Origin of the sequence: Georgenia sp. SUBG003 (assembly GCF_000715355.2) — a bacterium.
GTDB lineage: Bacteria > Actinomycetota > Actinomycetes > Actinomycetales > Actinomycetaceae > Georgenia.
This window is the reverse complement of sequence record NZ_CP180204.1, coordinates 4,618,387-4,641,957: the sequence shown is the minus strand read 5'-3', so window position 1 is coordinate 4,641,957 and position 23,571 is coordinate 4,618,387. Positions and strand designations below refer to the sequence as shown.

Genomic DNA, 23,571 nt, shown 5'->3' with positions numbered 1-23,571 from the left:
TCGATCTGCGCGATGCCGGCGTCCGCCGCGATCTCAGGTCAGCCCGCTCACCGTGCGGGTCTCGGTGGTTCGGTGGTCATGGCGGTCACATCCGTTCCACGCGGGCGCCGAGGATGCCCGTCGGTCGGAAGGAGAGGAAGAGGATCAGGCAGGCGAAGGAGAAGACGTCGCGCCACTCACCGCCGAGGAAGTTGGTGCCGAACGACTCCAGCAGTCCGAGCAGGATCCCGCCGAGCATCGCGCCGTAGAGGTTCCCGATGCCGCCGATGACCGCGGCGGTGAAGGCCTTGAGCCCGATGACGAACCCCATGAGGAAGTCGATCGTGCCGTAGTAGGCGCCGGCCATCACGCCGGCCGCGCCCGCGAGCGCCGAGCCGATGAAGAACGTGCGGGAGATGACGCGGTCGACGTTGACCCCCATGAGCTTGGCGCTGCAACCTGCAGCGCCTGGACGGTCCGGTGCGCGGCAACGGCAAGATCATCCAGGAGCTCGAGGCCCAGTTCCGCGGGGCCGGCTGGAACGTCGTCAAGGTCATCTGGCCGGGAGTGGGACGCGCTGCTCAACGCCGACAAGGACCGCGCCCTCGTCAACCTGATGAACAACACCCTCGACGGGGACTACCAGACGTACAAGGCCAACGACGGCGCCTACGTGCGTGAGCACTTCTTCGGTCGCGACCCGCGCACGAAGGAGCTCGTCAAGAACATGACGGACGACGAGATCTGGGCGCTCAAGCGCGGCGGGCACGACTACCGGAAGATCTACGCCGCGTACAAGGCCGCCACGGAGCACACCGGGCAGCCGACGGTCGTCCTGGCGCACACCGTCAAGGGCTACGGTCTCGGGCCGAGCTTCGCGGGCCGCAACGCGACCCACCAGATGAAGAAGATTCGAGGGGTGTGGTCGACGGTCTCCACGATCATCTCGGGCTGACGGAACAGGCAGACGCGGTTCTCGAGCGAGTCGGCGTTGTCGTCGGAGAGCGTGACGACGAGCTTCGCCTGGTGGACGAAGGCTGGTGCTCCTCGGGGGCCGCCGCTTCGGGATGCTGATGGGCACGTCACGGACAACGACCGAGCCGGGTTCGTCGAGGCTTTCCGAAAGTTCACCGACGTCGAAGGACCGGAGGGCGTGCACCAGCTCGGTGAAGGTGTCCTCAGCGGTCAGCTGCTCGGAGTGGACGAGCTTGCCGTCGTCCTCGACGTCGACGCGCACGCGGATACGTCCGCGCGTCAGGGCAGGCCAGAAGTTCTCCTCGATGCTTGCCCTGAGGTCGCGCACGAACGAGGTCGTGAGGTTCTCGTGCGCAGAGAGCCCGGACTGCGGGTCGTCGGGGTCGTAGAAGCCGACCTTCTGACGGATCTGGCGGTGCAGAACGAGGCGGCACTCCACATGCGCGCCGCCTCCAGCCCCTGTTTGACTTCGCTCGCTCGTGTTGGGCCAGACAGCGACGACCCCGACCTGGTCGCACTGCTCTCTGAGACTGCGACGCCATAGCAGCGTTTCGAGAGCAGGCTAGCTATCTGCGTCAACATGTCGGACGCGCCTGCAAGCGCGCTGAAGGACGGATGGCCGCGGAGCTGACCCGACTCGGCCATGCCGCCGGAGCAGAAGCCCTCAACGATGCAATCGCGAAGCTGACGTCTCCAGAGGAGCTCTTCGGTCGGAGTGCTCCCCCGCTGGCTCTACCAGCGCACACCGACGGCGGTGTTTTCCTGGATGGCAGGCCCCCGAGGCGCGCTCCCGAACTCTCCCGGCGGACCGGCGGTCAGAAACCTCCAGGCGGCGCTCGACGAGGCTCGTTTTCTACCTACCTACGCGCGAGCGGCCTGGAACACGGGGCGGGACGAGGACGGCGCCAACCTCGGTTACAAGACGCGCTACAAGGGCGGCTACTTCCCCGTCTCCCCAACGACCAGATGGCGGACCTGCGCGACGAGATGGTCCGCGCCCTCCAGCAGGTGGGCCTGGACGTCGAGCGCGCCCACCACGAGGTCGGCACGGCCGGCCAGCAGGAGATCAACTACCGCTTCGGCACGCTGCGCGCCCGACAACTTGCCACAACACCAACACGTGATGGAAGAAACGAAGAGTGCTACCGCGTCCACTGTGCGGTTCCCGAGATACGCACCCCCGACCGGCCGTCGGCACCGATATCTCCATAGAGTTACGGCGGTCACAGCGAGGGGGAAACGCCCGGTCCCATTCCGAACCCGGAAGCTAAGCCCCTCAGCGCCGATGGTACTGCACGGGAGACTGTGTGGGAGAGTAGGACACCGCCGAACACCCATCCCAGAAATGGCCCTCACCACCCGGTGAGGGCCATTTCTGCATCCCAGGGCGCCATCATCCCAAGGGCTATCGGGATTACCTCAACGCCACGGAACCGGTACGGGGACAGGCGGCGCTCGCCCGGCGGTGATGGTGTCGGCGAGAGATCGCGACGGGCGGCAGCAGCCCGTCCTCGAAGTAGGAGCGCCACAGCAGGGCGACCAGCGCGAGGGCGACGACGAAGCCGATGATGGCGGAGTAGTACTGCTGCTTGCGGCCGGACATCTCGTAGTCGAGGTAGCCGGTGTGGCGCGAGTGGATCTTCCGCAGCACCCAGCCGGCCTTGAAGTCGTACCCCATGTCCGCGAAGGCGGGACCGGTGGCGGCGCAGTAGCCGACGAGGACGGACGAGGGGACCTCGGGCAGGCCGACGACGAGGCCGATGACGAGGAAGATCAGGGTTACGGCGAGGCCGGGAACCAGCCGGACTGCATGGCGGCCAGGCCGACGATGATCTCGTGCACGAACGCCGCGATCGCGGCGAAGACCACCCAGCCGACGAGCGCCGGCACCGACATGTCGGTGGCGATCCCGGCCACCAGGGCCAGCACGACGGCGACGCCGATGAAGAGCACGAAGCCGGAGCCGAGGCCGCGCCCGAGCTGCTGCGGGCTGCGGGTCGGCTCGTCGGCGGGGGCCTCAACCAGCTGGTGGTCCAGGTGATCATCGCCGTCGTCGCCATGATCTTCACCGCCGTCACCACCGTGATCGGGCTCGGGCTGAAGGCCGTCATGGGCTGGCGCGTGAGCGAAGATGTGGAGGTGAGCGGCATCGACCAGGCCGAGCACGGTGAGTCCGCCTACGAGGCACTCGGGGTGGGACGGTTCAGCACGGACACCGGCGCAGGTGCACCCGCACCGGTGCGGCGGTCCACGACGGAGGCAAACGCATGAAGCTCGTGACAGCGGTCGTCCAGCCCCACCGGCTCGACGACGTCAAGAAGGCCCTCGAGGCGGCCGGGGTACACGGCATGACCGTCTCCGAGGCGAGCGGCTACGGCCGGCAGCACGGACACACGGAGGTCTACCGCGGCGGAGGACGAACAGCGGCACCGCGAGCAAGGGGTACGGCGTGATGCCGGCGACCACGCGCTGGGCACCGATGGAGAGGTTGTCGGTGATGAGCGCGAGCGTCAGCATGGACGCGGCGGCGAGGGCAAAACCGATCGGTATCCGGGACAGGACGCCGGCGCCGAACGAGCCCAGGAGCAATCCACCCATGTCGTTCTCCTTCCTGGGTCAGACGGTCTGCAAGGCCGGGTCGACCTCGACGGAGGCCGGGGCGACGAAACGCCGCACGGTGACCTCGAGCTGGAACACAAAACTCAGTGCGAAACTCACGGGCACGGCGACCATCTGCCAGCCGGACGAGATGCCGAGGCTGGGCAGCTGACGCCGGAACGCGGCGACGGGCTTCAGGTGGTCGAGGACGCTCCGGGGGAAGCCGTGGCACAGTCGGGTGAACGCTGACCGCGGGTCCCGAAGGTGACGGTCGACGTACCGGTGCATGACGGTACGCCTCGCACGAATAGCGTCTTCGCGCTGCTTCTCGGCGAACAGGGACTCGGGCGAGCTCAAGTACTTGCCGGCTCCGTCGTACTCGGCGACCACGCGTGCGGTGCGAGCGGTCCTGGCGCGTATCGCCTCAGGTCCCATCCCATGTCGGTGTAGAAGTCGCCCTCGTCCGTCGCGACGAGGAGCAGGGTGGCGTCGGAGTCCTCCGGCAACCGCGATCCACCGGAGATCGCTCTCGCCGGGTGACTCCGAGAAGCCGTGCGAGAAGGGCCTTGGCCGCCATGTCTCCGATTGCCTCGGGTGAGTGATCGATAACGGTGACGGCGGGCGACAGGTCTCGGCCATCGCGAAGTCGCCGTACGAGACCAGCGCTATATCGGTTCTGCCGAACTGGTGCAGCGCGGGGACCACGCCCAGCGAGAGTCGTGAGTTGGTGGAGAGTCGCGGTGGGCGGCTCATCGAGTGCCAGAAGAGCTGTGATCGCCCGCATAACGTCGGACGCGTCCGGGCAGTCCGGCCGGATGAGGCGCTCGTCAACCGGCAGGTCCGCGGCGGCCATCGCTGCGCGAAAGCCCTCGTGTCGGTTCCGGGTCGTCTCGATGCCCGGCACGTCGCTCAGCAGTGCGATGCGCTTGTGCCCGTGAGCAATGAGGTGCTCGGTCGCGAGCCGCGCGAGGCCGAAGTCGTCCGCGACGACGGACTGGGCGGCAGGCAGATCTCCGACCCGGTCGACGAAGAACTTCCTCGTGGCGAACGCTCTCTACTGGCTGCAGGAGTTCCACGTCGACGGCCTGCGGGTGGACGCCGTGGCCTCCATGCTCTACCTGGACTACTCCCGTCAGCCGGGTCAGTGGCGGCCCAACGTGCGCGGCGGCCGCGAGAACCTCGAGGCGATCAGCTTCCTGCAGGAGACGAACGCGACGGCCTACCGCAAGGCCCCCGGCATCATGATGATCGCCGAGGAGTCCACGGCCTTCCCGGGCGTCACCGCACCGACCGCCATCGCGAGCGCCGTCGGTGCCGGGGTGCACCGCCAGCCACTCGTCGGCGAACTTGGTGTGTCGGCGTAGTCGGGGGAGACCGCCACGACCTTCTGCCCGTGGTAGCGCGCCTCGGCCATGAAGTGCGCGTCGGGGTGCGGGTGACCGGGATGTTCGAGCCCCACATGACGAGGTAGCCGGCGTTGAACCAGTCGGCGGACTCGGGGACGTCGGTCTGGTCGCCGAACACCTGCGGGGAGGCGACCGGCAGGTCCGCGTACCAGTCGTAGAAGGACAGCATCTGCCCGCCCATGAGCGAGTAGAAGCGGGAGCCGGCGCCGTAGGACACCATCGACATGCCGGTCATCTCCTGGTGTCACGCGCGTCGAGGAACTCGGAGAACTGCGCGTAGGGCTCCATCTCCGCCTCGATGCGAGGGTGTTGCGGATGGAGTTGTTCACCGCGTCCACCCACGGCTGGTGGTCGGAGTCGGTGTTGGTGGCGATGGTGAAGGTGCGGTCGCCCCAGGGCTCGAGGCCTCGGCCTCGGCCCACAGCTCCTTGGCCTTCTCCGGGTCGAACTCGAGCACCTCGTTGCCGGGCACCTCCTCGCTCCACCCGTCGATCACCGGGGGAGGTGAAGTCCTTGGCCGGGGGTGCGGGTGCCGTTGAAGATCGTGTCGGTGATCTCCTCGCGGTTGATGGCGTAGGAGATCGCCTGGCGGCGCAGGTGGCCCGCCTCGCCCGACCACTCCGGCAGGTACTCCGGGACGCTGAGCGTCTGGTTGATCGCCGCGGGCTGGTTGACCGAGCGGCCCTCGAGCTCGTCCTCGAACGAGGTGATCGAGGAGTTCGGGATCGCTGCTGATCGGCGCCCTGGCGCTGCTGTCGTTCCCCTCGAGCCCGGTGCGCCGCCCCCAGGTGGCACGATGGTGCTCGACGCGTCGTGGTCGGCGGCTCGGTGCTGTTCATCGCCGCCGTCGCAGTCTTCCCCCGGCGCGAGGTGGTCGGCCCGTGGCTCTCCTACCTGATCGCACTCGTCCTCCCCCCTCGTCGACGCCGTGCTGGCCACGCTGGCGGTCTTCCTCATCACCAGAAGCTCCCGGTCAGACTTCGTGCCTCTCCTGCTGGTGGGCCTCAGCTTCGTGCTGTACGCCCTCGCCGACCTGTCCTACGCGACTCTCGGCGTCTCAACCTTCTCGCTCGGCAGCGGGGATCTGAGCGCGTTCCGCGGAGGGAGTCGGGCGGGAGGCGGTCCCGGAGACGAAAGGGTGAGTGCGTGACCATCGACCTGCGCGGACGCAGTTTTCTCAAGGAGCTGGACTTCACCAGCGAGGAGTGGCGTCATCTGCTCGACCTCGCCGCGCAGCTCAAGGCGGAGAAGAAGGCCCGCACGGAGACCGCGCGCCTGGCCGGCCGCAACATCGCCCTGATCTTCGAGAAGACCTCCACCCGTACCCGGACCGCCTTCGAGGTGGCGGCGTACGACCAGGGCGCGCACGTGACCTACCTGGACCCGGCGGGTTCGCAGATCGGGCACAAGGAGTCGTTCAACATGACGCCGAGCACCCCAGGATCATGTGGGGCTTGAACATCAGGTAGGAGCGGGTGATCGCGGTTCCCGACTTGAACATGTGCTGCCAGATGTTCTTGACAGCCGCGACTCGCGGGTCTTGGGGTTCGTCGTGATGGGCAGCGACTCGATGCGCAGCCGCTTGTTGCCCGCCTGGATGATCGTCTCCATGCAGTAGCTGAACTGCGTGACGACGTTCAGGCGCAGCAGGGACGCCTTGGAGTAGGCACGGAACCCGCTGGCGGCATCGGGCAGGTCCGTGCCGGCGGCCTTGTTGACGACCTCCGACCCGACCTTCTGCATCGCCTTCTTGAACGGCGAGAATCTGCCGTCACCACCGTGCACGGCATGCGGCCGGCGCGAAGCGGTCCCACGGGCACCCGTCGAGGTGCGACCATCGCTCCCTCGGAGGCGCTCATGAGGCGGAACGTCTTCGTGGTCGGTCTCGACGACCTCAACCTCTCGACCCTCCAGGCGCTGCCCGACGTCGAGGACTACTCCTTTCACCAGCTGCTCACCCAGCCCGAGCTCCAGACCGGCACCGTCTCGGTCGCGGACCTGCTCGCCAAGGCCTTCCGCCAGCTCGACGCGTTCGACGGCACCATCGACGCCGTCGTCGGGTACTGGGACTTCCCGGTCAGCCTCATGGTGCCGGTGCTGTGCCGCCGCTACGGCCTGCGCTCGGCGGACCTGACCGCGGTCATACGGCGACCGCACGGTTTCTCCGTAGCCGTAGCCGTAGCCGTAGCCGTAGCCGCAGCCGTAGCTGAGGACCGCAGGCACCGCTCGCCCCGACTCGGCGGGGCGGGGCAGACGCGCGACGTTTCCCTCCACCCGGCTCTGCCCTGCAATCACCTGGAAATTGGTCTGCCGAGTCGGCAAGAAACACCGCCGAACCACTGCGCGGGGGAGGGAAGTGGAGTAATGTGGGGTGCACTGGTGGCGAGCGGAGAAGGAGGGGAGGTGCCGATGTGTTCCTGGGGACCCACGCGCCTCGCCTCGACGACAAGGGCCGGCTCATCCTTCCCGCCAAGTTCCGGGAGCAGCTCGCGCCCGGCATCGTCCTCACCCGCGGCCAGGAACGGTGCCTCTATGCCTTCTTGTCGATCGGCTCCGGCGGCTCGATCCGGTTCCGGATGCCGTCCAGGCCGGCCATGAGCATCGCGGAGAACGCGAGGTAGGGGTTCGACGAGGGTCCGGCACGCGGAACTCGATGCGCTTCGCCTTCGGCGAGGAGCCGGTGACCGGGATGCGGATGCACGCGGAGCGGTTGCGCGCCGAGTAGACGAGGTTGACCGGGGCCTCGAAACCAGGCACGAGGCGGTGGTAGGAGTTCACCGTCGGGTGACGATCCGCCGGCGACGACGACGCCGTTGCGGTTGTACGCCTCGATCCACTCGTTGTCCTTCACGCCGATCTTCAGCGCGTCGGCCGGGGACATCCACACGTTCGGCCCGCCGCGGGAGAGCGAGAGCATGAAGAGGTTGTCCTGGTACTCGGAGTGGATGGACCACTTCGAGTGCGGGGTCAGGTAGCGCACCGCGACCTCCGCGTGGCCCTCGCCCTCGAGGCGCACGTAGGCCCACTTGCGGTCGTCGAGCCACTGCACGTAGTCCGACGGCCCGATGTGCACGTTGCGCTCGCCGAGCTCGTGGTGCAGGTTCGAGGTCACGGCCTGCGTCTTGGAGATCTTCTTCGACTCCAGCCGGTCGCGCTCGAGCATGTTCTTGAAGTCCATGTTGCCGCCGACATTGACTGGTACGTCCGGTCCAGCACCACGCCGCGCCTCGAAGAGCTTGGCCAGCACGCGGTGCGTGATGGTGGCGCCCACCTGGGACTTGATGTCGTCACCGATGATCGGCACGCCCGCCTCGGTGAACTTGTCCGCCCACTCCTTGGTGCCGGCGATGAACACGGGCAGGGCGTTGACGAAGGCCACGCCCGCGTCGATCGCGCACTGCGCGTAGAACTTGGCGGCGTCCTCGGAGCCGACCGGCAGGTAGCAGACCAGCACGTCGACCCGTGCCTCGCGCAGCGCGGCGACGACGTCCACCGGCTCCGCCGCCGACTCCTCGATGGTCTCGCGGTAGTACCGCCCCAGACCGTCGAGGGTGTGCCCGCGCTGGACCGGCGGGGTCACGGTCGATGGGCCTGTCCCGGGCCTCGAGATGCAGATGCGGCAGCTGCACCGCAGGTACCACGCCGCCGTTCGGTCCGGCGAGGCTCGTAGTCGGGATCTCACTGTGCGCGAAGGGCCGCAGAGTCATGGTGTCTGCGGCCCTCGGCGGTGTGTTGGAGGTGCTCGGTTCGTCTGCTCGTGTCGGGTGGGCGTGCTCAGGCGGTGGCGGATGGTGGTGATGGGGTGCCGTCGGGCGGTGAAGGTCCACTGGTCGCCGGTGCGTTCGATGGTGATGTTGCGTTGGTGGACGTAGTGTGGTGGTGCCGAAGAGCTCCTTGGCCCGCGCCGTCGCCGCCTCGTAGTTGCCGGAGTCGTACTCGAGCCCGGCCACCGTCGTGAAGGGGAACTCCTCGTGCCTGATCCAGTTCTTCTCCCGCACGGCCAGCGGGTCCGTGCCGAGCTCGACGGCGAGCTCTCCATCATCCGCTCGATCGCGAAGGCCTCGGGCCGGCCGGCGCCGCGGTAGGCGTCGGTCCACGTCTTGTTGGTGAGTTCGTGCAGGTGAAGTGGTAGGCGGGGAACTTGTAGATGGCGTTGAACATGAACGCGCCGAGGATCGGCACCCCGGAGGTGACGAGGCCGAGGTAGGCGCCCATGTCGGCGGTCAGCTCGACCTTCAGGCCGGTGACCGTGCCGTCCCTCCTCGCCGCGAGGGTGAGCTTCTGCAACTGGTCGCGGCCGTGGTGGCCGGAGAGGAGCGACTCGCTGCGGGTCTCGGTCCACTTGCACGGCTTGCCGGTGCGGCGGGCGGCGAGAAGGTGATGACCTCCTCCGGCGTGACCTGGAGCTTGCCGCCGCGAAGACCGTTCCGGTCGGCGAAGGATGAACGGGTAGGACGCCTCCACGAACGTGCCGAAGCCGAAGTTGACGGCGGCCCCGGACGCCGCGAGCGCCCGCCTCCCCCGAGGTCCGGGGGCGCACCACGTTGGCCAGGGTGATGCCGAGGCTCACCATCACCAGCGACACCATGTCCACGGCGCCGAAGAAGCTGTGGCCCTTCTCGCCCATCTCCAGCAGCACGAGCGGCAGGATCACGGCGTGGTAGACCCCGCCCATGATCGCCGGCCACATCACGAGACCCGCCACGGCGCCGGCCAGCATCGGGTTGAACGCCACGAGGGCCTCGATGGTCCCTGACGCCCTCGCCGACCGCGTTGGTCACCGGGGCGAGCAGGAGGAAGACCACGGAGCCCGTGCGAGCAGGACCTCCTGCTGGTACTTCCTCGGGATCTTGAACGCGGCGATGATGATCACGAAGACGAACAGGTTGTCCACCGAGAGCGATTTCTCGGTGACGTACCCGGCGAAGTACTCCGTCCCGTACTGGCCGCCGTAGACGGCCCAGACGACGAAGCCGAACACGATGGCCATGCCACGTAGGCCACCGACCACCAGGCCGCCTCCTTCAAGGTGGGGCGTGCGGGTGACGGACGTGGCGACGATGTCGATCGTGATCATCACGACGATCAGCGCGCCGAGAGCGATCCAACCAAGGGCGTGGACTTCCACGGTTCCTCCGGTACGTAGGGGTCAGGTACCGGAGGTCTCTTCCGCCTGGTCCGTGACCGTCCGCCGCGCCCGAGCGCAAGGGACGACCTCGATCTCGTCGTGCGCTCCGGCAGGCGGCAGGATCAGCTTGAGGAGGAACCGGTCGAGCTGGGGCCTCGGGCAGCGGTAGGTGCCCTCGTACTCGACGGGGGTTCTGGGTGGCGATCACCATGAACGGGTCCGGCAGCGGGCGCGGCTCGCCGTCGACGGAGACCTGCCGCTCCTCCATGGCCTCCAGCAGGGAGGCCTGGGTCTTGGGCGGGGTGCGGTTGATCTCGTCGGCGAGCAGCAGGTTGGTGAACACGGGACCCTCGCGGAAGGAGAACTCGGCCGTGCGGGCGTCGTAGACGAGCGAGCCGACGGCCGTGGCGCGTGCCCAAGCAGGTGATCCGGTTCCTCAACGACGAGCACAACCGTGCACTCATCCGGGCGTGATCGCCGCCGCAACCTCAACTTCGGTGCGGCGTACGGCATCGCGGGCGACATCGTCGCCGCGAAGTGCCAGGTGCCGTACCTGTACCGATTCGAACTACTGGGAACGACTGAGGACGTCACGCGCGTCCGAGAGGGATTGGGCAGTTTGGCAGCAACGCTCACAGATACCGGCGTAGAGGTCGCCAGCGCGCCGCAGCTCGACTACCACGCGCTGAACGCGATGCTGAACCTGTACGACGCGGACGGGAACATCCAGTTCGACAAGGACCGAGGTCATCGAGGGCCGTCACGACGCGCACTTCCCCGTCGACGTGTTCCAGACCGGCTCGGGCACCTCCTCGAACATGAACACCAACGAGGTCGTGGCCAACCTCGCCTCCGCCCCGGCTGCGCCGGGTGCACCCCACGACCACGTCAACGCCTCCCCAGTCCTCCAACGACGTCTTCCCCCTCCTCCATCCACATCGCCGCGACGCAGGCCGTGGTGGAGGAGCTGATCCCGGGCCTGGAGGTCCTCGCCGCCTCCCTCGAGCGCAAGGCCGAGGAGTGGAAGGACGTCGTCAAGGCCGGGCGCACGCACCTGATGGACGCCACCCCGATCACCCTCGGCCAGGAGTTCTCCGGGTACGCCACCCAGATCCGCTACGGGATCGCCCGGGTCGACGCGACCCTGCCGACACCATCTCCGGCGCCATGCCCGAGGGGTACGAGCTGGGCATGCACTAGGGCATGCCCACCTGGGTGGTGCCGCTCGCGCGGTTCCCCAGGACGTACAACGGTCAGCCGCTCGGCTACGTCAGCATCGGGCCCAGAAGAACTACCTGTCGGTGTACCTGATGGGGGTCTACTCGGTGCCGGAGGACGTCGAGGCGTTCCGCGAGGCCTGGCGGGCGAGCACCGGCAGGCTCGACATGGGCAAGTCGTGCCTGCGGCTGAGGCGCCGCCGACATCGACGACGAGCTCCTCGCGCGCACAGTGGCCGGCATGCCGGTCGACCGGTTCGTCGGAGTCGCGCGGTGTTCGAGCCCGGGTCGAGCGTGACGAGGCCCGTCTCCTTCAGCAGCGAAGACGATGTTCACCCCCGTCGTTCCCCTCGACGGCGGGCACGCGGTCGAACTCGAGCGTCTTCCCGTCTACCTCGAACTTCGCCGGGCTGAGCTCAGATTCGACATCTGTGGTTCCTCCTCGTTGCGGCTCTCGGGACGAGCGCCTCTTTGCGTGAACCGGGGCGACGCGGGCCCCGGAAAGGTGATCCGGTCAACAAAGATATGCCATCGACACCACGAACCGGGAAATCGGGGCGACGGCGGAACGGGCCGGAAGGCGGCCCGAGAGCGCTGACCCCGCGCAGGCTGTCCCAACGGGTCGCGCGCGTACCGGGTGACCTCTACCGTGCTCGGCATGACCGCACCGACGCCCTACCTGCGCCTTCCTGGAACCGCCCGGGAAGCCCTGACCTTCTACGGCGACGTCTTCGGCTGCGGGGTGCAGCTCCACACCCTCGACGAGTTCAACCGCACCGACGGGCCGCCGGACGCCGTCGCCCACGGGTATCTGGTCGACGGACCGGTGACGCTCTACGCCTCCGACGCGACCGGCGACGAGCCTTCGTTCCGCTGCGAGGGAATGATGCTCTCCCTGCTGGGGACGGACACCCCCTCGAACCTGCGCCGAGGTAGTCACGCACACCGCCGAACCGCTCGAAGTAGCCCTCCATGAGGGTCCGGGCCTCGGAGACCTCGATACGGAGCTGCTTGGACAGGCCGAACGCGCTCAGCCCGTAGGCCAGGCCGTAGCTCATCGCCTTGATCTTGCTGCGCTGCGCGGGCGTCACCTCGTCCGTCGGCACGTCGAAGACGCGGCTGCCGACGAACGAGTGCAGATCCTCCCCCGAGTTGAACGCGTCGATGAGCCCGCGTCGGCGGACAGGTGCGCCATGATCCGCATCTCGATCTGGGAGTAGTCGGCCGTCAGGAGCTGCTCGTAGCCCTCGCCCACCACGAAGCCCTCGCGGATGCGCAGCCCGTCCTCGGTGCGCACCGGGATGTTCTGCAGGTTGGGGTCGGTGGAGCTGAGCCGCCCGGTCGCGGCGATCGTCTGGTGGAAGGTGGTGTGGATGGACAGGCCGATCTCGGCCATCTTGGGAACGTCGTCGAGATCGCGAAGTTCGCGAGCCACTGGGCGGCCGCGGCCAGCCCGAGCGCGGTCCCGCGGATGCGGTTGTTGAACATCTCGCCGAGCAGGACCCACACCGCCGGCCCCCACGACATGCCGAAGAAGACGACGAAGCCGTTGGCGGCGAGCAGGGCGATCACGCCCTGGGTGTCGCCGAGCACCGGTTCCAGCACGCCGTCGGCGTTCTCGACCAGGTCCGCAGTCCCGAACACGACGGCGAGCACCCCGAGGGTGAGAAACATGCCGGCGGAGCCGATGAGCAGCAGCTTGCGCCGGAGTAACCTTGTAGGGGCCCATCGGCCATCCCAGTAGCTCTACCTCCGGCAAAGAAACACATGACGCTGCACCTAAATGCATTTCGGGGGAGAACCAGCTATCACGGGAGTTTTGATTGGGCCTTTTCACCCCCCTACCCCCACAGGGTCATCCCCCCTCAGTTTTTTCAAACCCTAAAGTGGGGTTTCGGGTCCCTCCCACACGCTCTTTACACGTGCTTTCAAACCCTGCCCCATGGGGTAGATCACTCCCGCTTTCGGGGTCTAGAGCACGCGACTGGGTGCGCCCCCTGTTTCGGGACTCGCTTTTCGCTACGGGCTTCCCCCCCACCCCCGGGGGTTTAAACCCTCGCCCACATGCCCACTAAACTCGCAGGCTCATTCTTCAAAAAAGGCACGCCGTCACCCCCAGCCATGGAGGCTCCGACGGATTTGTAAAGCATCCGGTTTTCAGGTACTATTTTCACTCCCCCTCCCCGGGGGGTACTTTTTCACCTTTTCCCCTCACGGTACTTGTCCGCTATCGGTCACCAGGTAGTATTTAGGCTTACCAAGTGGTCTTGGCAGATTCACACGGGGATTTCAGGGCCCCCGTGCTACTCGGAGCTCCTGGAAGGTGGTCTCCTTCCCGTCGGCGACGACCTTGAGGTGCTCGATCGGAGCGAGCCTGCCGCTCTCGCGGTTCATCTCGCCCGCGATGGTGGAGTAGACGTGTCCGCGGACGAGGTCGGCGAACAGGTACCGCCCCTTCAGCAGCGGGATGTCACCGCGGTACACGTAACCGCCCGCCACGGCGACACCGGCGTCGCCCCTCTGGCCGGGGTCCCGGTTGTGGTCGTAGGCGGCCACCGGATAGGTGAAGCCGAACTCGTCGTCGTTGGCGGGCAGCGGGTAGATCTGACGGTTCTCGGCGAGGAACGGCCCTCGCGCTCGGACCATCCGAAGTTGTCTCCGGCGCGCACCTCGTAGATCGACTCCACCTGCCACTCGCCATGTGTCCCCCAGGAGTAGCGGCGCGAGCTCGCTCGGCAATTTCCTCCTGCACGCGCGGATGGCTCCGATCTTCCGCGTCGTCGACCTGGCCGACTCACGGACAACCTCGAGCATGTAGAGGACCCACTCGATCCAGGCGTGATCCGTCACGGCCCGCAGGAGTCGGTAGTAGTCGCCCTTGCGGGCGATGATCGCACGCGAGAGGTAAAGGATCGGGTCGTGCAGCAGGCCGGCCTCGATCAGCATGAGAATGTTGATGACGCGGCCTGTGCGCCCGTTGCCGTCGTGGAACGGGTGAATCGCCTCGAACTGATAATGGGCTACCGCCATGCGCACCAGCGGGTGAGATCGAAACCCTTTTGAGCGCCCTCCCGTTACATTTGGGAGCAAACCGCCCCCCAGTTAAAACTACCCCACCCAGGCACTGTCCCCTGGCCGGATCACGGACCGAGGGTTAGATGTGCAGTACGACCCAGAGTGGGTATTTTTCAAACGGGCGACCTCCCAACCCACCCACTGGGCGTGGGCGGGCCTTTCAACGGGTCTCCCCCACCCTATCCCTACACAAAGCCCGTAACCCGAAACACCCAAATACCCAAAGCTATAAGTAAAAGGTCCCCCGGGGGGTCTTTTCCCGTCCCTGCTGCGCGAAAACGAGCATCTTTTACTCGTAGTGCAATTTCGCCGAGTTCGCGGTCGAGACAGCGGAGAAGTCGTTACGCCATTCGGCCGGATTCGTGTTGACGTCGGCGACGGGCATGAAGTTCCAGTTGATCCCCATCGCGGCCGCCTCGCGCCGGTGATCGCCCCGGCCACGGCACTGTTGTCGACGTCCCTCGTGGCACCCAGACCCATGGGGTAGGGGAGGCCTGTGGCGTCCGGCACCTGCTGCTCGGCACCGTTCTCCATGTCCGCACCGATGAGCAGGGGACACCGCCGTACTCGGCGCCCACTCCTGCATCTGGTTGGTGTAGCGCGCGACGTTGGCGGCCTCACCGCCGCGGTTCTGGATGATCCAGGTGCCGAAGCCCCATTCCTCCAGCTGCCGGCGCACCTCCTCACCCGGCATGGGGTCCTCGCCCTGCGAACGTCCGGGCTGGGACATGACGAGCTGGCCGATCTTGTGCTTGAGGCTCATGTCCGCCAGCACGGAGGCGGCCACCGCCTCGCACGAGGATGCGGGAGCGGCGACCTTCAGGGAGGTGTCGCGGACCTCGCGGGCCTTCTCGCCGAAGATCGCGCGGAGCAGGCGCTCCTCGCTGGTCAGCTCGGTCTCCCCTTCGGGGTGACCTTGCCGACGAGGATGTCGCCGGAGTTGACCTCGGCGCCGATGCGGACGATGCCGCGCTCGTCGAGGTCGGCCAGGACCTCCTCGGAGACGTTCGGGATGTCCCGGGTGATCTCCTCGGCGCCCAGCTTGGTCTCGCGCGCGTCGACCTCGTGCTCCTCGATGTGGATCGAGGTGAGCACGTCGTCGGGCGACGAGGCGCTGGGACAGGATGATGGGCGTTGCCGCGCTTCCACGTCCGGCCTATCAACCCAGTGGTCTGGCTGGGGGCCTTCCCACCACGAGGGTGGTGGAAACCTCATCTTGAAGCAGGCTTCCCGCTTAGATGCTTTCAGCGGTTATCCCTTCCGAACGTAGCCAACCAGCCATGCTCCTGGCGGAACAACTGGCACACCAGAGGTTCGTCCGTCCCGGTCCTCTCGTACTAGGGACAGCCCTTCTCAAGTTTCCTGCGCGCGCAGCGGATAGGGACCGAACTGTCCCACGACGTTCTAAACCCAGCTCGCGTACCGCTTTAATGGGCGAACAGCCCAACCCTTGGGACCTACTCCAGCCCCAGGATGCGACGAGCCGACATCGAGGTGCCAAACCATGCCGTCGATATGGACTCTTGGGCAAGATCAGCCTGTTATCCCCGGGGTACCTTTTATCCGTTGAGCGACGGCGCTTCCACAAGCCACCGCCGATGCCGGTGTCCCGGATGAAGGAGATCCGGGTGGAGCCCGCGTGCGGTAGTTCTCGTTCTCGAACTGCAGCGCGAGCACGGCGAACGTGATGCCGATGACGGCCTGGCCGACGAGCTTCCCGCGCTCGTCGAGGCCGAGCGAGCGCTGGCGGGAGATCTTGATGTAGTCGTCGAGGAACCCGATCAGGCCCATGCCGACCATGAGGAAGAGCAGGAGCAGGCCGGAGGCGTTCGGCAGCCGGCCGGTGACGATGTTGGAGACGGCGTACCCGAGCACCGTGGCGCCGATGATGACGACCCCGCCCATGGTGGGGTGCCGCGCTTGGTGAAGTGGGCGGTCGGTCCGTCCTGGCGGATGAACTGGCCGTAGTTCTTCGCCACGAGCAGGCGGATGAACAGCGGGGTGCCTGCCATGGCCACGATCAGGGCCACCGCCCCCGCGATGAGCACGGACATCATGACGCGGTCCTCCCGGTGGTGCCCTCGAGCAGCGCGTCGGCCAGCCGCCAGATGCCGGAGCCGTTCGAGCCCTTGAGGAGCACGGCGTCGCCGCGGCGCAGCCGCTCCTCCAGGAGGGTCCGGGCACGACTGGGACCAGCGCATCGTCAACTGGCTCGTCACGCAGGTCAAGAACAAGGACGGCGTCGACCTGTCGAAGGACAAGATCGCCCTCCAGCGGCTGCGTGAGGCGGCCGAGCAGGCCAAGAAGGAGCTCTCCTCGACGACGAGCACCAACATCTCCCTGCAGTACCTCTCGATGAGCGAGTCCGGCCCGATCCACCTGGACGAGAAGCTGACCCGGGCGGCCTTCGAGGAGACGCGCGACCTGCTCGACCGCACCAAGGCCCCGTTCCACAACGTCATCAAGGACGCGGGCATCTCGCTCAGCGACATCGACCACGTGGTGCTCGTCGGCGGCTCGACGCGCATGCCGGCCGTGACCGAGGTCGTGCGTGAGCTCACCGGCGGCAAGGAGCCCAACAAGGGCGTGAACCCGGACCGGAACACTCGATCAATAGGTCCCAGCTCATCTGGACCCGGTTTCACCGCTCGGTGCCACCGGCGTCCGCTGTGGATCAGAGCCTGGAGTTCCCGATACATCTCTACCGTCAACGCCGTGGAGCCAGCGCAATGTCCGTACTGCATCTCAATCTCGTACTCGGGACCGAGGACTGTCAGGGCGCGCTCAACTGCATCCTCAATGGGTTTGTCCCTGTCCGAGAGGTGCATCTTCCACATCTCGACGGTGGTCCATAGTTGGGACCATAGGCGCTGGAACTCCTCCCAGGTGCCGTCGACGGTGAATGACTTGGTGCCGGAGAGTTGGTCTAGGCATGAAAACTTTGCGATGACTTCACCGAACATCTCGTTGCGGCGATGCAGTTCACCGGTGCGACGTTCTTCTGCGACTGAGTACCGTGCAACCCCCAGCCGCTACAGCGGCGCCAATGACGCCGCCGAGGACCGCTCCCCCAGATTTCTTCCACAGGAGGAACGCTACAAGTCCGTTGAGACATGCGTTCCCCCTGGACCTCACCAAACATGGCGAGCTGCCGGTGCTGACCGCGGCACGCGTGCTGCAGGGCGTGGGGCCGCGCTGGTCACCCCGACCTCATTGGCTCTGATCCGCCAGGAGTTCACCGATGCCGCAGCTCGCACCCGCGCGATCGCCTATTGGGCGATGGGCGGCTCGGTGGCCGCCGCGGCCGGACCAATTCTCGGCGGCGCGCTGGCCGAGCTGGACTGGCGGTGGATCTTCTACCTCAACCTGCCCGTCGGGTTGCTCGCACTGCTCGTGCTGGCCTTCGTGAGCGGCTCACCGCGGTTGGTCGTGCCGTTCGACGTCACGGGCCAGGTCTCGGCCGTGCTCGCCCTGGCCGCGTTCACGTTCGCTGTGATCCAGGGCGCCGACCTCGGTTACACGAGCAACCCGGTCCTGGTCGCTTACGTGACCTCAACCGTCCTTTGTGAACCGTTCGTGGTCATGCCAACTCCTTCTCGTCGGGGCGGAGGGGCGGGCGCGCCCGCCCGTTCTGTCTCCTCCAGCATCGAGGATCCCGGCGCACCTCGCGAGGCGAGAGGAAGACCTTCGGGACGTTCGCCGTCGGGGAGGTACCGTGTAGGCCGCTGCACACCCCCACAGATCTCCATGACCGACGCCGATCCAGGTACCACGCCCTACGACGTCCTCGGTGTGGACCGCCACGCGTCCGCCGAGGAGCTGCGGCGCGCGTACCGACGCCGCCAGCGCGAGACCCACCCCGACCTCGGCGCCCCTGGCAGCATCGAGGCCATCGACGGCGCGAGGACGTCTCGGTCACCGTCGGGGCGAAGAACTTCACCGAGCAGCTCATCCTCGGCAAGATCGCCGTGCTCGCACTGCGCGCCGCCGGCGTTCCAGGTCACCGACTCAACGAACATCCCGGGGCCGCGCCGCGCGGGAGGGGCAGCTGGCCGGGGACACCGACATGCAGTGGGAGTACACCGGCACCGCTGGGTGGTCTACATGGGCAACCAGGGCATCCCCGACCAGGAGGAGCAGTGGCAGGCGGTGCACGACGCCGACCTCGCCAACGGGCAGACGTGGCTGCCTCCCGCCCCGATGAACAACACCTACGGCTTCGCCATGGGACCCGACGCCGCGGCCGAGCTGGGCATCACCTCCTAGCGGACGGCGCGCCGCTCGTGCAGGCTCTGGCGCAGCGGCCTACCGTCCTGTCATGGACACGGAGCGCAAGCGCCGGACCTCTATACGCGTGGCCGTGACGTGGTGACCTCCTACCTCGCCGGTGTGGACGTGACCTGGTTGGCCGAGGACGAGCTGGTGGAGATCCTCAACGAGGCGGGGGAGCACCGCCGGATCCGTGTGACCGTGACGAGCTCGGGCGGGTGGCTCGTGCCGTGGGCCTACGCGCGACGTCCGCCGACGGTCTTCCCCGACGGCTGGTGGTCGTTCGTGCGGTTCAGCGACGACGAGGCGAAGCAGCCGGAGGTCTATCTCGCGCGGGAGAACCAGGTGCGCGAGCTGCTGCACTCGATCGTCACCGCCGACGACTATGGGTGTACTGGCGAGCGCTGAGCTGTCCGCGGTCGCGCCTGGCTGGAAGACGCCGAAAAGGTCATGTCGCTCCGACGCAGTCGCAGCGGTGTGTTCTCTGAAGACATGTGCCTGATGGTGGCCGGTCATGCGGGCCGACATGTCGGCGATCCACACGGCCGGTTCCGTCATGCCTGATCCACAGGTCCCAGGTTCGCATCCGCGACCACCGTGCCGTGCACCGCCCAGCCAGCGAGAGCTGGGGACCGCCTCAGCCACGACGATCCGCCGGTAGCAGTCAGTCGGCAGCGGTGGTGAGGTGCCGCGCGACCCTCTGCAGCGCGAGCGCCGTCATCGCCTCGAGCACCGGCTCAGGACCAGGCGGGTCAGGCCGCGGGGTAGCGGACCGCGCAGCCACACGTCCTCCTGCCAGTCCGCCACGCACGTCCCGGGCCCGGCCGGCGTGACCGTGATCCGCACGTCGCCGAGGATCACGGGTCCGAGCTTGCGCACGCGGAGCTCGGACGCCGCGGTAGCCGAGGACGTCGAGGAGGCGGTCGTACACCTCGCGCAGCGTGCCGGCCGGGTGCGACTCGCCCAGGGTGGCGAACTGGTCGAGGAGCCAGCGCCGGTGCTGGGTGAACCGGGTCCGGACGGAGCCGATGTCCTTGATCTCCTCCCACGCCTTGCGCCGCTCGAGCACACGGGCCTGGAAGGACTGCTTGGTGGCATCGGTGGTGAAGTAGTGCTCGCTGATCCACCCCTCGCCGACGATGAGGGCGTCGCTGGAGGCCATCAGATTTGTCCTTCGGTCATGCTCTGATCGAACTCTTTCGGGACGACGACGAGAAGCGGGCGCACGAGCGTGCGGCTCGGCAGCATGGTCTCGGCGAGTGCCCGTTCCCATCCGCCCGGATGTACATCGGGAAGGACACCGTGGACAGCAGGAGCGTCTCCCCACCGGAACGAGCCGATGGTGTACGTCGCCACGACGATCTGCATGAGGGTAGAAGCCCGAGTAGTACCAGCGCCCCACTCCCGACAGGGCAGGTCGGCGGCGATCGGCGTGAGGTCGAGGAAGATCTGCAGCGGCGGGAGGAGCAGGAGAGCGAACGTGACCACGCCGCCGAGGTAGAACGTGGCGGTCCCGAAGTACTGGAGCCGCTGGTCCACCGACAGCCGCCGGTTGGTCAGCGGGTTCGCCCTGAAGAGGATCTCGAACGCGCCGGTGGCCCACCGGGTCTGCTGCTTGGTGTAGGCCTCGATGTTCTCGGGGGTGTCGCCGACGGCGAGCACGGTGGGGATGTAGACCGGCCGATCATCCAGCCCACCCGCCAGCCGGTCATTGCGTACGCTTGGCGACGCCGTTGAGCACGATCGAGGTGTCGACGAGCTCGGGGACGACCTTCTGGATCGGCGTGAAGACCGTGTCGTCGAGAGGTGCTCGTAGATCTCGTCGGTGATCACCCACACGCCGTGCTCCACGGCCCAACGGCCGATGGCTTCGGTCTGCTCAGGGGAGTAGACCGAACCCGTCGGGTTCGACGGCGAGCAGAACAGCAGGGCCTTGGTGCGCTCCGTGCGGGCGGCCTCGAGCTGCTCGACCGTGACGAGGTACTCCTGGTCGGCGCCCGCGAACACCTCCACCGGGGTGCCTCCGGCGAGCGTGATCGCCTCCGGGTAGGTGGTCCAGTACGGGGCGGGGAGCAGCACCTCGTCGGCCCGGGTCGACGATCGCCGCGAACGCCTGGTAGACCGCCTGCTTGCCGCCGTTGGTGACCAGCACCGAGTCGGGGAGACCTCGCAGAGAGCCCCCCGGAGGCCAATTTGCTGCCCCTCCGAGAGCACTGCGCCCGCTGACCCCGCGCTGACGACGATCGGAACGCCCACGCTGTGGGCGGTGACCATCGGCTTCGTCCTCGCCCTGCTCGTCCTCGACTTCCTCGTGCGCAGGCCCCACGAGGTCTCCATGAAGGAGGCCGTGGGCTGGAGCGTCTTCTACATCGCACTGCCGCTGGCCTTCGGTGGGTGGATCTGGGCCCGCTACGGATCCACCACGGGTGTGGAGTACCTGACCGGGTACCTCGTGGAGAAGTCCCTCTCGGTCGACAACCTGTTCGTGTTCATGCTGCTTCTCTCCGCGTTCGCGGTCCCCGGCCGTCCTGCAGCAGCGCGTGCTGCTGTTCGGAATCGTGGGCGCGCTGGTGCTGCGCGGGATCTTCATCGCGCTGGGGGCGGCGGTCCTGGCCAACTTCAGCTGGGCCTTCCTGGACGTCGCGACGACGTCATGATCGCCGCGGGCACGATGAAGGCCTCCGTGCCGATCCGCGAACCGGTCAGGGCGATGGTCAGCGGGCCGACCGCCGTGATGAAGATGACGAACGGGATCGGCACGAGGTTCACCAGCACGTTCAGGCCGGTGAAGACGTAGCGGTTCTCCAGCAGGCCACCGCGGCGGGTCGTGTAGAGCACGAGGCCGAGGAGGAGCCCGACGACCCCGCCGATGCCGAGGGACAGGCCGACGATGTAGAGCGTCTGCCCGAAGGCTCGAGGAAGACGGGCCAGTCGTTCGCCCAGTCGAACTTCATGCGCGCTCCCTCCCCCGTGAGAGCGGGATACTCCTGGACGTCGGTGAACGTGCGCAGCTCCGCGAGCGCCTGTCCGATGGAGGTCGTGGGCACCGACCAGGCCCCACGACCCGGTGCCCTTCATGGACTCGCCGGTGGACATGGCGCGATGAACGACAACGAGGTCCTGCCCGAGATGGACGCGATCTCCATCGACACCACCAAGGCAACCGCGTCATCAACCACCGCGGCATCGCGATCTCCCCCCACGGTGCGGCAGGGCTACATCCTGCCCGTCAGCCCGGACCTCGTCGCGACCTACGAGACGGTGTGCGGCGTCGCCGCCCAGGTCTTCCCCCCTGTCCACGCAGGACATCACCCCGTACGCCAACGGCCTGTACCACATCAACTCGATCCTCCAGCCGGCCGTGGCGCGGAGGTCCCCGGTGGTCGGCGTCGCCCTGACGACGGAGACCGCGTCGTGGCCGTCGGAGTCCCGATCTCGGTCGGGGCTCGGTGTCGCCTCGTTCCTCACCGCCCGGTGGTTCCTGCCGTGGGAGGACGCCACGTACGTCGATAGGGCAGCAGATGACGTGGGATCGAGAGCTTCTCGCTGCTCGCCGTCCCGCTGTTCATCTTCGCCGGCAACATCATGAACAACGGGCGGCATCGCGCGCCGGCTCATCGATCTCGCGCTCGTGCTCGCCGGCAGGATCCCCCGGTGCGCTGGCGCACACGAACGTCGTCGGCAACATGCTGTTCGGGGCGCTGTCCGGCTCGGCCGTCGCAGCGGCCGCGGCGATCGGCGGCACGCTTCACCAGCGGCAGAAGGAGGAGGGGTACGACCCCGCCTTCGGCGCCTCGGTGAACATCGCACCGGTGGACGTGGTCGCCGGCAACACGGCACGTTGGTGGCTTTGCCGCAACGGCCATGTACAAAAGGGAACCGTGCCGAACCGGCTCAAAACCGGTGGGTGCACGCGGTGCGCCGCCCGATCACGCGCGACCCAAGGCAGATGAGTCCCGAAATCTCGCCCCTCGTGCCCGCTGCTTGAGCGCACTCTGACTCCCGTCGGCCGGGGCCGGTCCGGCAGGGGCGCAGGTGGCGATCTCCTCGTGTGGGACGATCGGGGCATGACCTGTGCCCCGGAGCGACTGATCGGCTGGGGCTACGAGGGGCGTTCGATCGACGACCTTCTCGCGTAGCCATCAGCAGGAGCCGGACTCGGCGCTGCGCTGCGCCATAATCGGCTGCATTGAGTGTGGCAACCCTGCTCGCGTAACCCATGTCGGCAAGGTCGCTTTGGATACTTCGCAGCACTTCTCCCGGTGTGCCCGTTGCGCCCAGTGCCGTGACAAGTCCCCGGACGTTCTCGAAAAGAACAAGGCGAGGGCTAGCCTCGTCGATGAGGCGGAGGTAATGCGCAATGAGTTTGCCACGCGGGTCGTTGAGGCCTTTCTGGTGACCAGCCGACCACGGCTGACACGGTGGCCCGCCCACGAGAATGTCTGGCCTCCAGTCACGGCGAACCCGCGATGGGCGAAGATCAGACGCGCTGATCTCTTGAACGTCTTCTTCGATTAGGCGTGCGTGCTCTAGGTAAGGTTCAGGTGGCGGCGAGGGCCACGGCGACACCGGGGTGAGCGCGCGGGTGGAGACAGAGGTGGCGATGGCGTTGGCGGCGTCGTGGAAGCCGTTCGTGAAGTCGAAGAGAGGGCGACCGCCACGACCACCACCACCAGCAGGAGGACGACGTCCACGCCGCTCAGGACTCCTTGAGCGCGATGCTCTCGACGCTGTTCGCGAGCCGCTCGAAGGCGTCCGCGCCCTCCTCGAGCGCGTCGAGCACCCCCTTGACCTTGATCACCGTGATGGGGTCTTCCTCGTGCTCGAACAGCTCCGCGACCAGGCGCCGGTAGGCCCGGTCCGCCTGACGCTCGAGATGGTCGACCTCGACCCAGTAGTCACGCAGGTCGGTCATCGTGCGCAG

At 67.3% G+C, this 23,571-nt stretch carries 27 protein-coding genes, 1 rRNA gene, 20 pseudogenes and 2 other annotated features; of the genes and pseudogenes, 19 read left to right on the top strand and 29 right to left on the bottom strand.

Translation table 11 applies throughout. The features are described 5' to 3' along the window. Nucleotides 1-85: 85 nt before the first annotated feature. Nucleotides 86-421, bottom strand: coding sequence for an ABC transporter permease subunit (locus tag DA06_RS27265; protein WP_418606528.1), 336 nt, complete (start codon nt 419-421; stop codon nt 86-88). A gap of 11 nt (nt 422-432) precedes the next feature. Between DA06_RS27265 and DA06_RS27260 the strand changes: the two are divergent. The 4 genes and pseudogenes from DA06_RS27260 to rrf all read left to right on the top strand — a co-directional run. Further along, nucleotides 433-892, top strand: a pseudogene (locus tag DA06_RS27260) (pyruvate dehydrogenase (acetyl-transferring), homodimeric type); the annotation flags it as partial. A gap of 93 nt (nt 893-985) precedes the next feature. Next, nucleotides 986-1,498: a hypothetical protein gene (locus tag DA06_RS27255; RefSeq protein WP_418606527.1), complete on the top strand. Its 513-nt coding sequence runs from the start codon at nt 986-988 to the stop codon at nt 1,496-1,498. A 327-nt stretch (nt 1,499-1,825) separates the two neighbouring features. After that, nucleotides 1,826-2,043: pseudogene (locus DA06_RS27250) on the top strand (type I glutamate--ammonia ligase); the annotation flags it as partial. A gap of 126 nt (nt 2,044-2,169) precedes the next feature. Continuing rightward, nucleotides 2,170-2,286 (top strand): 5S ribosomal RNA (gene rrf / locus DA06_RS27245). Nucleotides 2,287-2,368: 82 nt separating this feature from the next. Here rrf and DA06_RS27240 read toward each other — a convergent pair. Both DA06_RS27240 and DA06_RS27235 read right to left on the bottom strand, forming a co-directional pair. After that, complete coding sequence (locus DA06_RS27240; RefSeq protein ID WP_418606525.1) at nt 2,369-2,632, bottom strand: hypothetical protein; 264 nt, start codon at nt 2,630-2,632, stop codon at nt 2,369-2,371. A gap of 101 nt (nt 2,633-2,733) precedes the next feature. Then, on the bottom strand, nt 2,734-2,907 hold the full coding sequence (locus DA06_RS27235) for a hypothetical protein (RefSeq protein WP_418608456.1): 174 nt from the start codon (nt 2,905-2,907) through the stop codon (nt 2,734-2,736). Between the two features lie 27 nt (nt 2,908-2,934). On the opposite strand from DA06_RS27235, the gene DA06_RS27230 reads away from it, so the two are divergent. Then, nucleotides 2,935-3,225, top strand: a complete 291-nt coding sequence (locus tag DA06_RS27230) for a hypothetical protein (RefSeq protein WP_418608264.1) — start codon at nt 2,935-2,937, stop codon at nt 3,223-3,225. Further along, nucleotides 3,222-3,377 (top strand): annotated as a pseudogene (locus tag DA06_RS27225) (P-II family nitrogen regulator); the annotation flags it as partial. The gene DA06_RS27230 and the pseudogene DA06_RS27225, both read left to right, overlap by 4 nt. 193 nt (nt 3,378-3,570) lie before the next feature. On the opposite strand, the gene DA06_RS27220 reads toward DA06_RS27225, so the two are convergent. The 3 genes and pseudogenes from DA06_RS27220 to DA06_RS27210 all read right to left on the bottom strand — a co-directional run. Further along, nucleotides 3,571-3,909, bottom strand: a complete 339-nt coding sequence (locus tag DA06_RS27220) for a hypothetical protein (protein WP_418606524.1) — start codon at nt 3,907-3,909, stop codon at nt 3,571-3,573. After that, nucleotides 3,906-4,058: a hypothetical protein gene (locus DA06_RS27215; protein WP_418606522.1), complete on the bottom strand. Its 153-nt coding sequence runs from the start codon at nt 4,056-4,058 to the stop codon at nt 3,906-3,908. The genes DA06_RS27220 and DA06_RS27215 overlap by 4 nt, the downstream gene beginning before the upstream one ends. Nucleotides 4,059-4,294: 236 nt before the next feature. After that, nucleotides 4,295-4,561 (bottom strand): annotated as a pseudogene (locus tag DA06_RS27210) (substrate-binding domain-containing protein); the annotation flags it as partial. 10 nt (nt 4,562-4,571) lie between these two features. Between DA06_RS27210 and DA06_RS27205 the strand changes: the two are divergent. Further along, nucleotides 4,572-4,847 (top strand): annotated as a pseudogene (locus DA06_RS27205) (1,4-alpha-glucan branching enzyme); the annotation flags it as partial. 6 nt (nt 4,848-4,853) lie between these two features. Here DA06_RS27205 and DA06_RS27200 read toward each other — a convergent pair. From DA06_RS27200 to DA06_RS27190, 3 genes and pseudogenes are all read right to left on the bottom strand, one after another. Continuing rightward, nucleotides 4,854-5,184, bottom strand: a pseudogene (locus tag DA06_RS27200) (molybdopterin-dependent oxidoreductase); the annotation flags it as partial. A 99-nt stretch (nt 5,185-5,283) separates the two neighbouring features. After that, nucleotides 5,284-5,454 (bottom strand): hypothetical protein, encoded by a 171-nt coding sequence (locus DA06_RS27195; protein ID WP_418606521.1) that lies wholly within the window; start codon nt 5,452-5,454, stop codon nt 5,284-5,286. After that, nucleotides 5,451-5,915, bottom strand: coding sequence for a hypothetical protein (locus DA06_RS27190; RefSeq protein WP_418606520.1), 465 nt, complete (start codon nt 5,913-5,915; stop codon nt 5,451-5,453). Before DA06_RS27190 ends, DA06_RS27195 begins: the two co-directional genes overlap by 4 nt. A gap of 189 nt (nt 5,916-6,104) precedes the next feature. Between DA06_RS27190 and DA06_RS27185 the strand changes: the two are divergent. Further along, nucleotides 6,105-6,401 (top strand): annotated as a pseudogene (locus DA06_RS27185) (ornithine carbamoyltransferase subunit F); the annotation flags it as partial. A gap of 18 nt (nt 6,402-6,419) precedes the next feature. Here DA06_RS27185 and DA06_RS27180 read toward each other — a convergent pair. Beyond that, on the bottom strand, nt 6,420-7,181 hold the full coding sequence (locus DA06_RS27180; RefSeq protein ID WP_418606519.1) for a hypothetical protein: 762 nt from the start codon (nt 7,179-7,181) through the stop codon (nt 6,420-6,422). 188 nt (nt 7,182-7,369) lie between these two features. Between DA06_RS27180 and DA06_RS27175 the strand changes: the two are divergent. After that, a pseudogene (locus tag DA06_RS27175) lies at nt 7,370-7,498 on the top strand (cell division/cell wall cluster transcriptional repressor MraZ); the annotation flags it as partial. On the opposite strand, the pseudogene DA06_RS27170 reads toward DA06_RS27175, so the two are convergent. From DA06_RS27170 to DA06_RS27150, 5 genes and pseudogenes are all read right to left on the bottom strand, one after another. Beyond that, nucleotides 7,498-7,745: pseudogene (locus DA06_RS27170) on the bottom strand (type I glutamate--ammonia ligase); the annotation flags it as partial. The pseudogenes DA06_RS27175 and DA06_RS27170 overlap by 1 nt on opposite strands. Nucleotides 7,746-7,767: 22 nt before the next feature. Then, nucleotides 7,768-8,205: pseudogene (locus DA06_RS27165) on the bottom strand (molybdopterin dinucleotide binding domain-containing protein); the annotation flags it as partial. 791 nt (nt 8,206-8,996) lie between these two features. Next, on the bottom strand, nt 8,997-9,422 hold the full coding sequence (locus tag DA06_RS27160) for a molybdopterin cofactor-binding domain-containing protein (protein ID WP_418606518.1): 426 nt from the start codon (nt 9,420-9,422) through the stop codon (nt 8,997-8,999). 313 nt (nt 9,423-9,735) lie between these two features. Then, nucleotides 9,736-10,086 carry a hypothetical protein gene (locus DA06_RS27155; RefSeq protein WP_418606517.1) on the bottom strand — a complete coding sequence of 117 codons (351 nt, stop codon included), beginning with the start codon at nt 10,084-10,086 and terminating at the stop codon, nt 9,736-9,738. A gap of 81 nt (nt 10,087-10,167) precedes the next feature. Beyond that, nucleotides 10,168-10,483 (bottom strand): annotated as a pseudogene (locus DA06_RS27150) (AAA family ATPase); the annotation flags it as partial. A gap of 57 nt (nt 10,484-10,540) precedes the next feature. Between DA06_RS27150 and nrdI the strand changes: the two are divergent. The 3 genes and pseudogenes from nrdI to DA06_RS27135 all read left to right on the top strand — a co-directional run. After that, nucleotides 10,541-10,633 (top strand): annotated as a pseudogene (gene nrdI / locus DA06_RS27145) (class Ib ribonucleoside-diphosphate reductase assembly flavoprotein NrdI); the annotation flags it as partial. Between the two features lie 196 nt (nt 10,634-10,829). After that, a pseudogene (locus DA06_RS27140) lies at nt 10,830-11,254 on the top strand (lyase family protein); the annotation flags it as partial. A 707-nt stretch (nt 11,255-11,961) separates the two neighbouring features. Next, nucleotides 11,962-12,279, top strand: coding sequence for a VOC family protein (locus DA06_RS27135; protein ID WP_418608455.1), 318 nt, complete (start codon nt 11,962-11,964; stop codon nt 12,277-12,279). On the opposite strand, the pseudogene DA06_RS27130 reads toward DA06_RS27135, so the two are convergent. The 6 genes and pseudogenes from DA06_RS27130 to DA06_RS27105 form a co-directional block, all read right to left on the bottom strand. Further along, nucleotides 12,233-12,678, bottom strand: a pseudogene (locus DA06_RS27130) (DNA polymerase); the annotation flags it as partial. The gene DA06_RS27135 and the pseudogene DA06_RS27130 sit on opposite strands and share 47 nt — an antisense overlap. Further along, a pseudogene (locus tag DA06_RS27125) lies at nt 12,676-13,010 on the bottom strand (MFS transporter); the annotation flags it as partial. The pseudogenes DA06_RS27125 and DA06_RS27130, both read right to left, overlap by 3 nt. Nucleotides 13,011-13,592: 582 nt before the next feature. Further along, nucleotides 13,593-14,333 carry a Fic family protein gene (locus tag DA06_RS27120; protein ID WP_418606515.1) on the bottom strand — a complete coding sequence of 247 codons (741 nt, stop codon included), beginning with the start codon at nt 14,331-14,333 and terminating at the stop codon, nt 13,593-13,595. Nucleotides 14,334-14,667: 334 nt separating this feature from the next. Further along, a complete protein-coding gene (locus DA06_RS27115; protein ID WP_418606514.1) occupies nt 14,668-15,165 on the bottom strand; it encodes a hypothetical protein in 498 nt (165 codons plus the stop codon). Between the two features lie 101 nt (nt 15,166-15,266). Continuing rightward, nucleotides 15,267-15,473: a hypothetical protein gene (locus DA06_RS27110; RefSeq protein WP_043508217.1), complete on the bottom strand. Its 207-nt coding sequence runs from the start codon at nt 15,471-15,473 to the stop codon at nt 15,267-15,269. 13 nt (nt 15,474-15,486) lie between these two features. Next, nucleotides 15,487-15,745, bottom strand: a sequence feature (23S ribosomal RNA rRNA prediction is too short). A gap of 19 nt (nt 15,746-15,764) precedes the next feature. Next, nucleotides 15,765-15,924, bottom strand: a sequence feature (23S ribosomal RNA rRNA prediction is too short). A gap of 51 nt (nt 15,925-15,975) precedes the next feature. Next, nucleotides 15,976-16,435, bottom strand: a pseudogene (locus DA06_RS27105) (phospho-N-acetylmuramoyl-pentapeptide-transferase); the annotation flags it as partial. Nucleotides 16,436-16,556: 121 nt separating this feature from the next. Here DA06_RS27105 and DA06_RS27100 point away from each other — a divergent pair. The 3 genes and pseudogenes from DA06_RS27100 to DA06_RS27090 all read left to right on the top strand — a co-directional run. After that, nucleotides 16,557-16,976, top strand: a pseudogene (locus DA06_RS27100) (Hsp70 family protein); the annotation flags it as partial. Nucleotides 16,977-17,177: 201 nt separating this feature from the next. After that, nucleotides 17,178-18,644, top strand: a complete 1,467-nt coding sequence (locus tag DA06_RS27095; RefSeq protein ID WP_418608263.1) for an MFS transporter — start codon at nt 17,178-17,180, stop codon at nt 18,642-18,644. 102 nt (nt 18,645-18,746) lie between these two features. Further along, a complete protein-coding gene (locus tag DA06_RS27090; protein WP_418606512.1) occupies nt 18,747-19,055 on the top strand; it encodes a hypothetical protein in 309 nt (102 codons plus the stop codon). Between the two features lie 256 nt (nt 19,056-19,311). Here the strand turns inward: DA06_RS27090 and DA06_RS27085 are convergent, their stop codons facing one another. The 3 genes and pseudogenes from DA06_RS27085 to DA06_RS27075 all read right to left on the bottom strand — a co-directional run. Continuing rightward, the gene (locus DA06_RS27085; protein WP_418606511.1) at nt 19,312-19,809 is read right to left on the bottom strand and encodes a hypothetical protein; all 498 of its coding nucleotides are present in this window, start codon (nt 19,807-19,809) and stop codon (nt 19,312-19,314) included. Then, nucleotides 19,809-20,309, bottom strand: coding sequence for a hypothetical protein (locus DA06_RS27080; protein ID WP_418606510.1), 501 nt, complete (start codon nt 20,307-20,309; stop codon nt 19,809-19,811). The genes DA06_RS27085 and DA06_RS27080 overlap by 1 nt, the downstream gene beginning before the upstream one ends. 17 nt (nt 20,310-20,326) lie before the next feature. Continuing rightward, nucleotides 20,327-20,808: pseudogene (locus DA06_RS27075) on the bottom strand (aminotransferase class I/II-fold pyridoxal phosphate-dependent enzyme); the annotation flags it as partial. Between the two features lie 379 nt (nt 20,809-21,187). Between DA06_RS27075 and DA06_RS27070 the strand changes: the two are divergent. Next, the gene (locus tag DA06_RS27070) at nt 21,188-21,304 is read left to right on the top strand and encodes a hypothetical protein (protein WP_418606508.1); all 117 of its coding nucleotides are present in this window, start codon (nt 21,188-21,190) and stop codon (nt 21,302-21,304) included. Here the strand turns inward: DA06_RS27070 and DA06_RS27065 are convergent. Continuing rightward, complete coding sequence (locus DA06_RS27065) at nt 21,267-21,485, bottom strand: hypothetical protein (RefSeq protein WP_418606507.1); 219 nt, start codon at nt 21,483-21,485, stop codon at nt 21,267-21,269. The two genes, DA06_RS27070 and DA06_RS27065, sit on opposite strands and share 38 nt — an antisense overlap. Next, nucleotides 21,425-21,694 (bottom strand): hypothetical protein, encoded by a 270-nt coding sequence (locus DA06_RS27060; RefSeq protein ID WP_418608453.1) that lies wholly within the window; start codon nt 21,692-21,694, stop codon nt 21,425-21,427. The genes DA06_RS27065 and DA06_RS27060 overlap by 61 nt, the downstream gene beginning before the upstream one ends. Between DA06_RS27060 and DA06_RS27055 the strand changes: the two are divergent. The 3 genes and pseudogenes from DA06_RS27055 to DA06_RS27045 form a co-directional block, all read left to right on the top strand. Further along, nucleotides 21,600-21,878 (top strand): annotated as a pseudogene (locus DA06_RS27055) (hypothetical protein); the annotation flags it as partial. The gene DA06_RS27060 and the pseudogene DA06_RS27055 sit on opposite strands and share 95 nt — an antisense overlap. A 61-nt stretch (nt 21,879-21,939) precedes the next feature. After that, nucleotides 21,940-22,236 carry a DUF1177 family protein gene (locus DA06_RS27050; RefSeq protein ID WP_418608261.1) on the top strand — a complete coding sequence of 99 codons (297 nt, stop codon included), beginning with the start codon at nt 21,940-21,942 and terminating at the stop codon, nt 22,234-22,236. A gap of 97 nt (nt 22,237-22,333) precedes the next feature. Next, nucleotides 22,334-22,600 (top strand): TRAP transporter large permease subunit, encoded by a 267-nt coding sequence (locus tag DA06_RS27045; protein ID WP_418608259.1) that lies wholly within the window; start codon nt 22,334-22,336, stop codon nt 22,598-22,600. Here DA06_RS27045 and DA06_RS27040 read toward each other — a convergent pair. From DA06_RS27040 to DA06_RS27030, 3 genes and pseudogenes are all read right to left on the bottom strand, one after another. Then, entirely contained in the window at nt 22,542-23,216 is a 675-nt protein-coding gene (locus tag DA06_RS27040; RefSeq protein WP_418608258.1) for a DNA cytosine methyltransferase, read from the bottom strand. The two genes, DA06_RS27045 and DA06_RS27040, sit on opposite strands and share 59 nt — an antisense overlap. Next, nucleotides 23,217-23,326, bottom strand: a pseudogene (locus tag DA06_RS27035) (inorganic phosphate transporter); the annotation flags it as partial. A gap of 20 nt (nt 23,327-23,346) precedes the next feature. Next, a complete protein-coding gene (locus DA06_RS27030; RefSeq protein ID WP_418606505.1) occupies nt 23,347-23,562 on the bottom strand; it encodes a DUF47 domain-containing protein in 216 nt (71 codons plus the stop codon). Nucleotides 23,563-23,571 lie beyond the last annotated feature (9 nt).

Excerpts from the sequence above, each read along its gene's own strand:
- DA06_RS27265 (WP_418606528.1), bottom strand. The coding sequence starts at position 421 with ATGGGGGTCAACGTCGACCGCGTCATCTCCCGCACGTTCTTCATCGGC.
- DA06_RS27240 (WP_418606525.1), bottom strand. The coding sequence starts at position 2,632 with ATGGGGTACGACTTCAAGGCCGGCTGGGTGCTGCGGAAGATCCACTCG.
- DA06_RS27190 (WP_418606520.1), bottom strand. The coding sequence starts at position 5,915 with ATGAGGAAGACCGCCAGCGTGGCCAGCACGGCGTCGACGAGGGGGGAG.
- DA06_RS27135 (WP_418608455.1), top strand. The coding sequence starts at position 11,962 with ATGACCGCACCGACGCCCTACCTGCGCCTTCCTGGAACCGCCCGGGAA.
- DA06_RS27120 (WP_418606515.1), bottom strand. The coding sequence starts at position 14,333 with ATGGCGGTAGCCCATTATCAGTTCGAGGCGATTCACCCGTTCCACGAC.
- DA06_RS27095 (WP_418608263.1), top strand. The coding sequence starts at position 17,178 with ATGGGTTTGTCCCTGTCCGAGAGGTGCATCTTCCACATCTCGACGGTG.
- DA06_RS27085 (WP_418606511.1), bottom strand. The coding sequence starts at position 19,809 with ATGGCCTCCAGCGACGCCCTCATCGTCGGCGAGGGGTGGATCAGCGAG.
- DA06_RS27045 (WP_418608259.1), top strand. The coding sequence starts at position 22,334 with ATGCTGTTCGGGGCGCTGTCCGGCTCGGCCGTCGCAGCGGCCGCGGCG.
- DA06_RS27030 (WP_418606505.1), bottom strand. The coding sequence starts at position 23,562 with ATGACCGACCTGCGTGACTACTGGGTCGAGGTCGACCATCTCGAGCGT.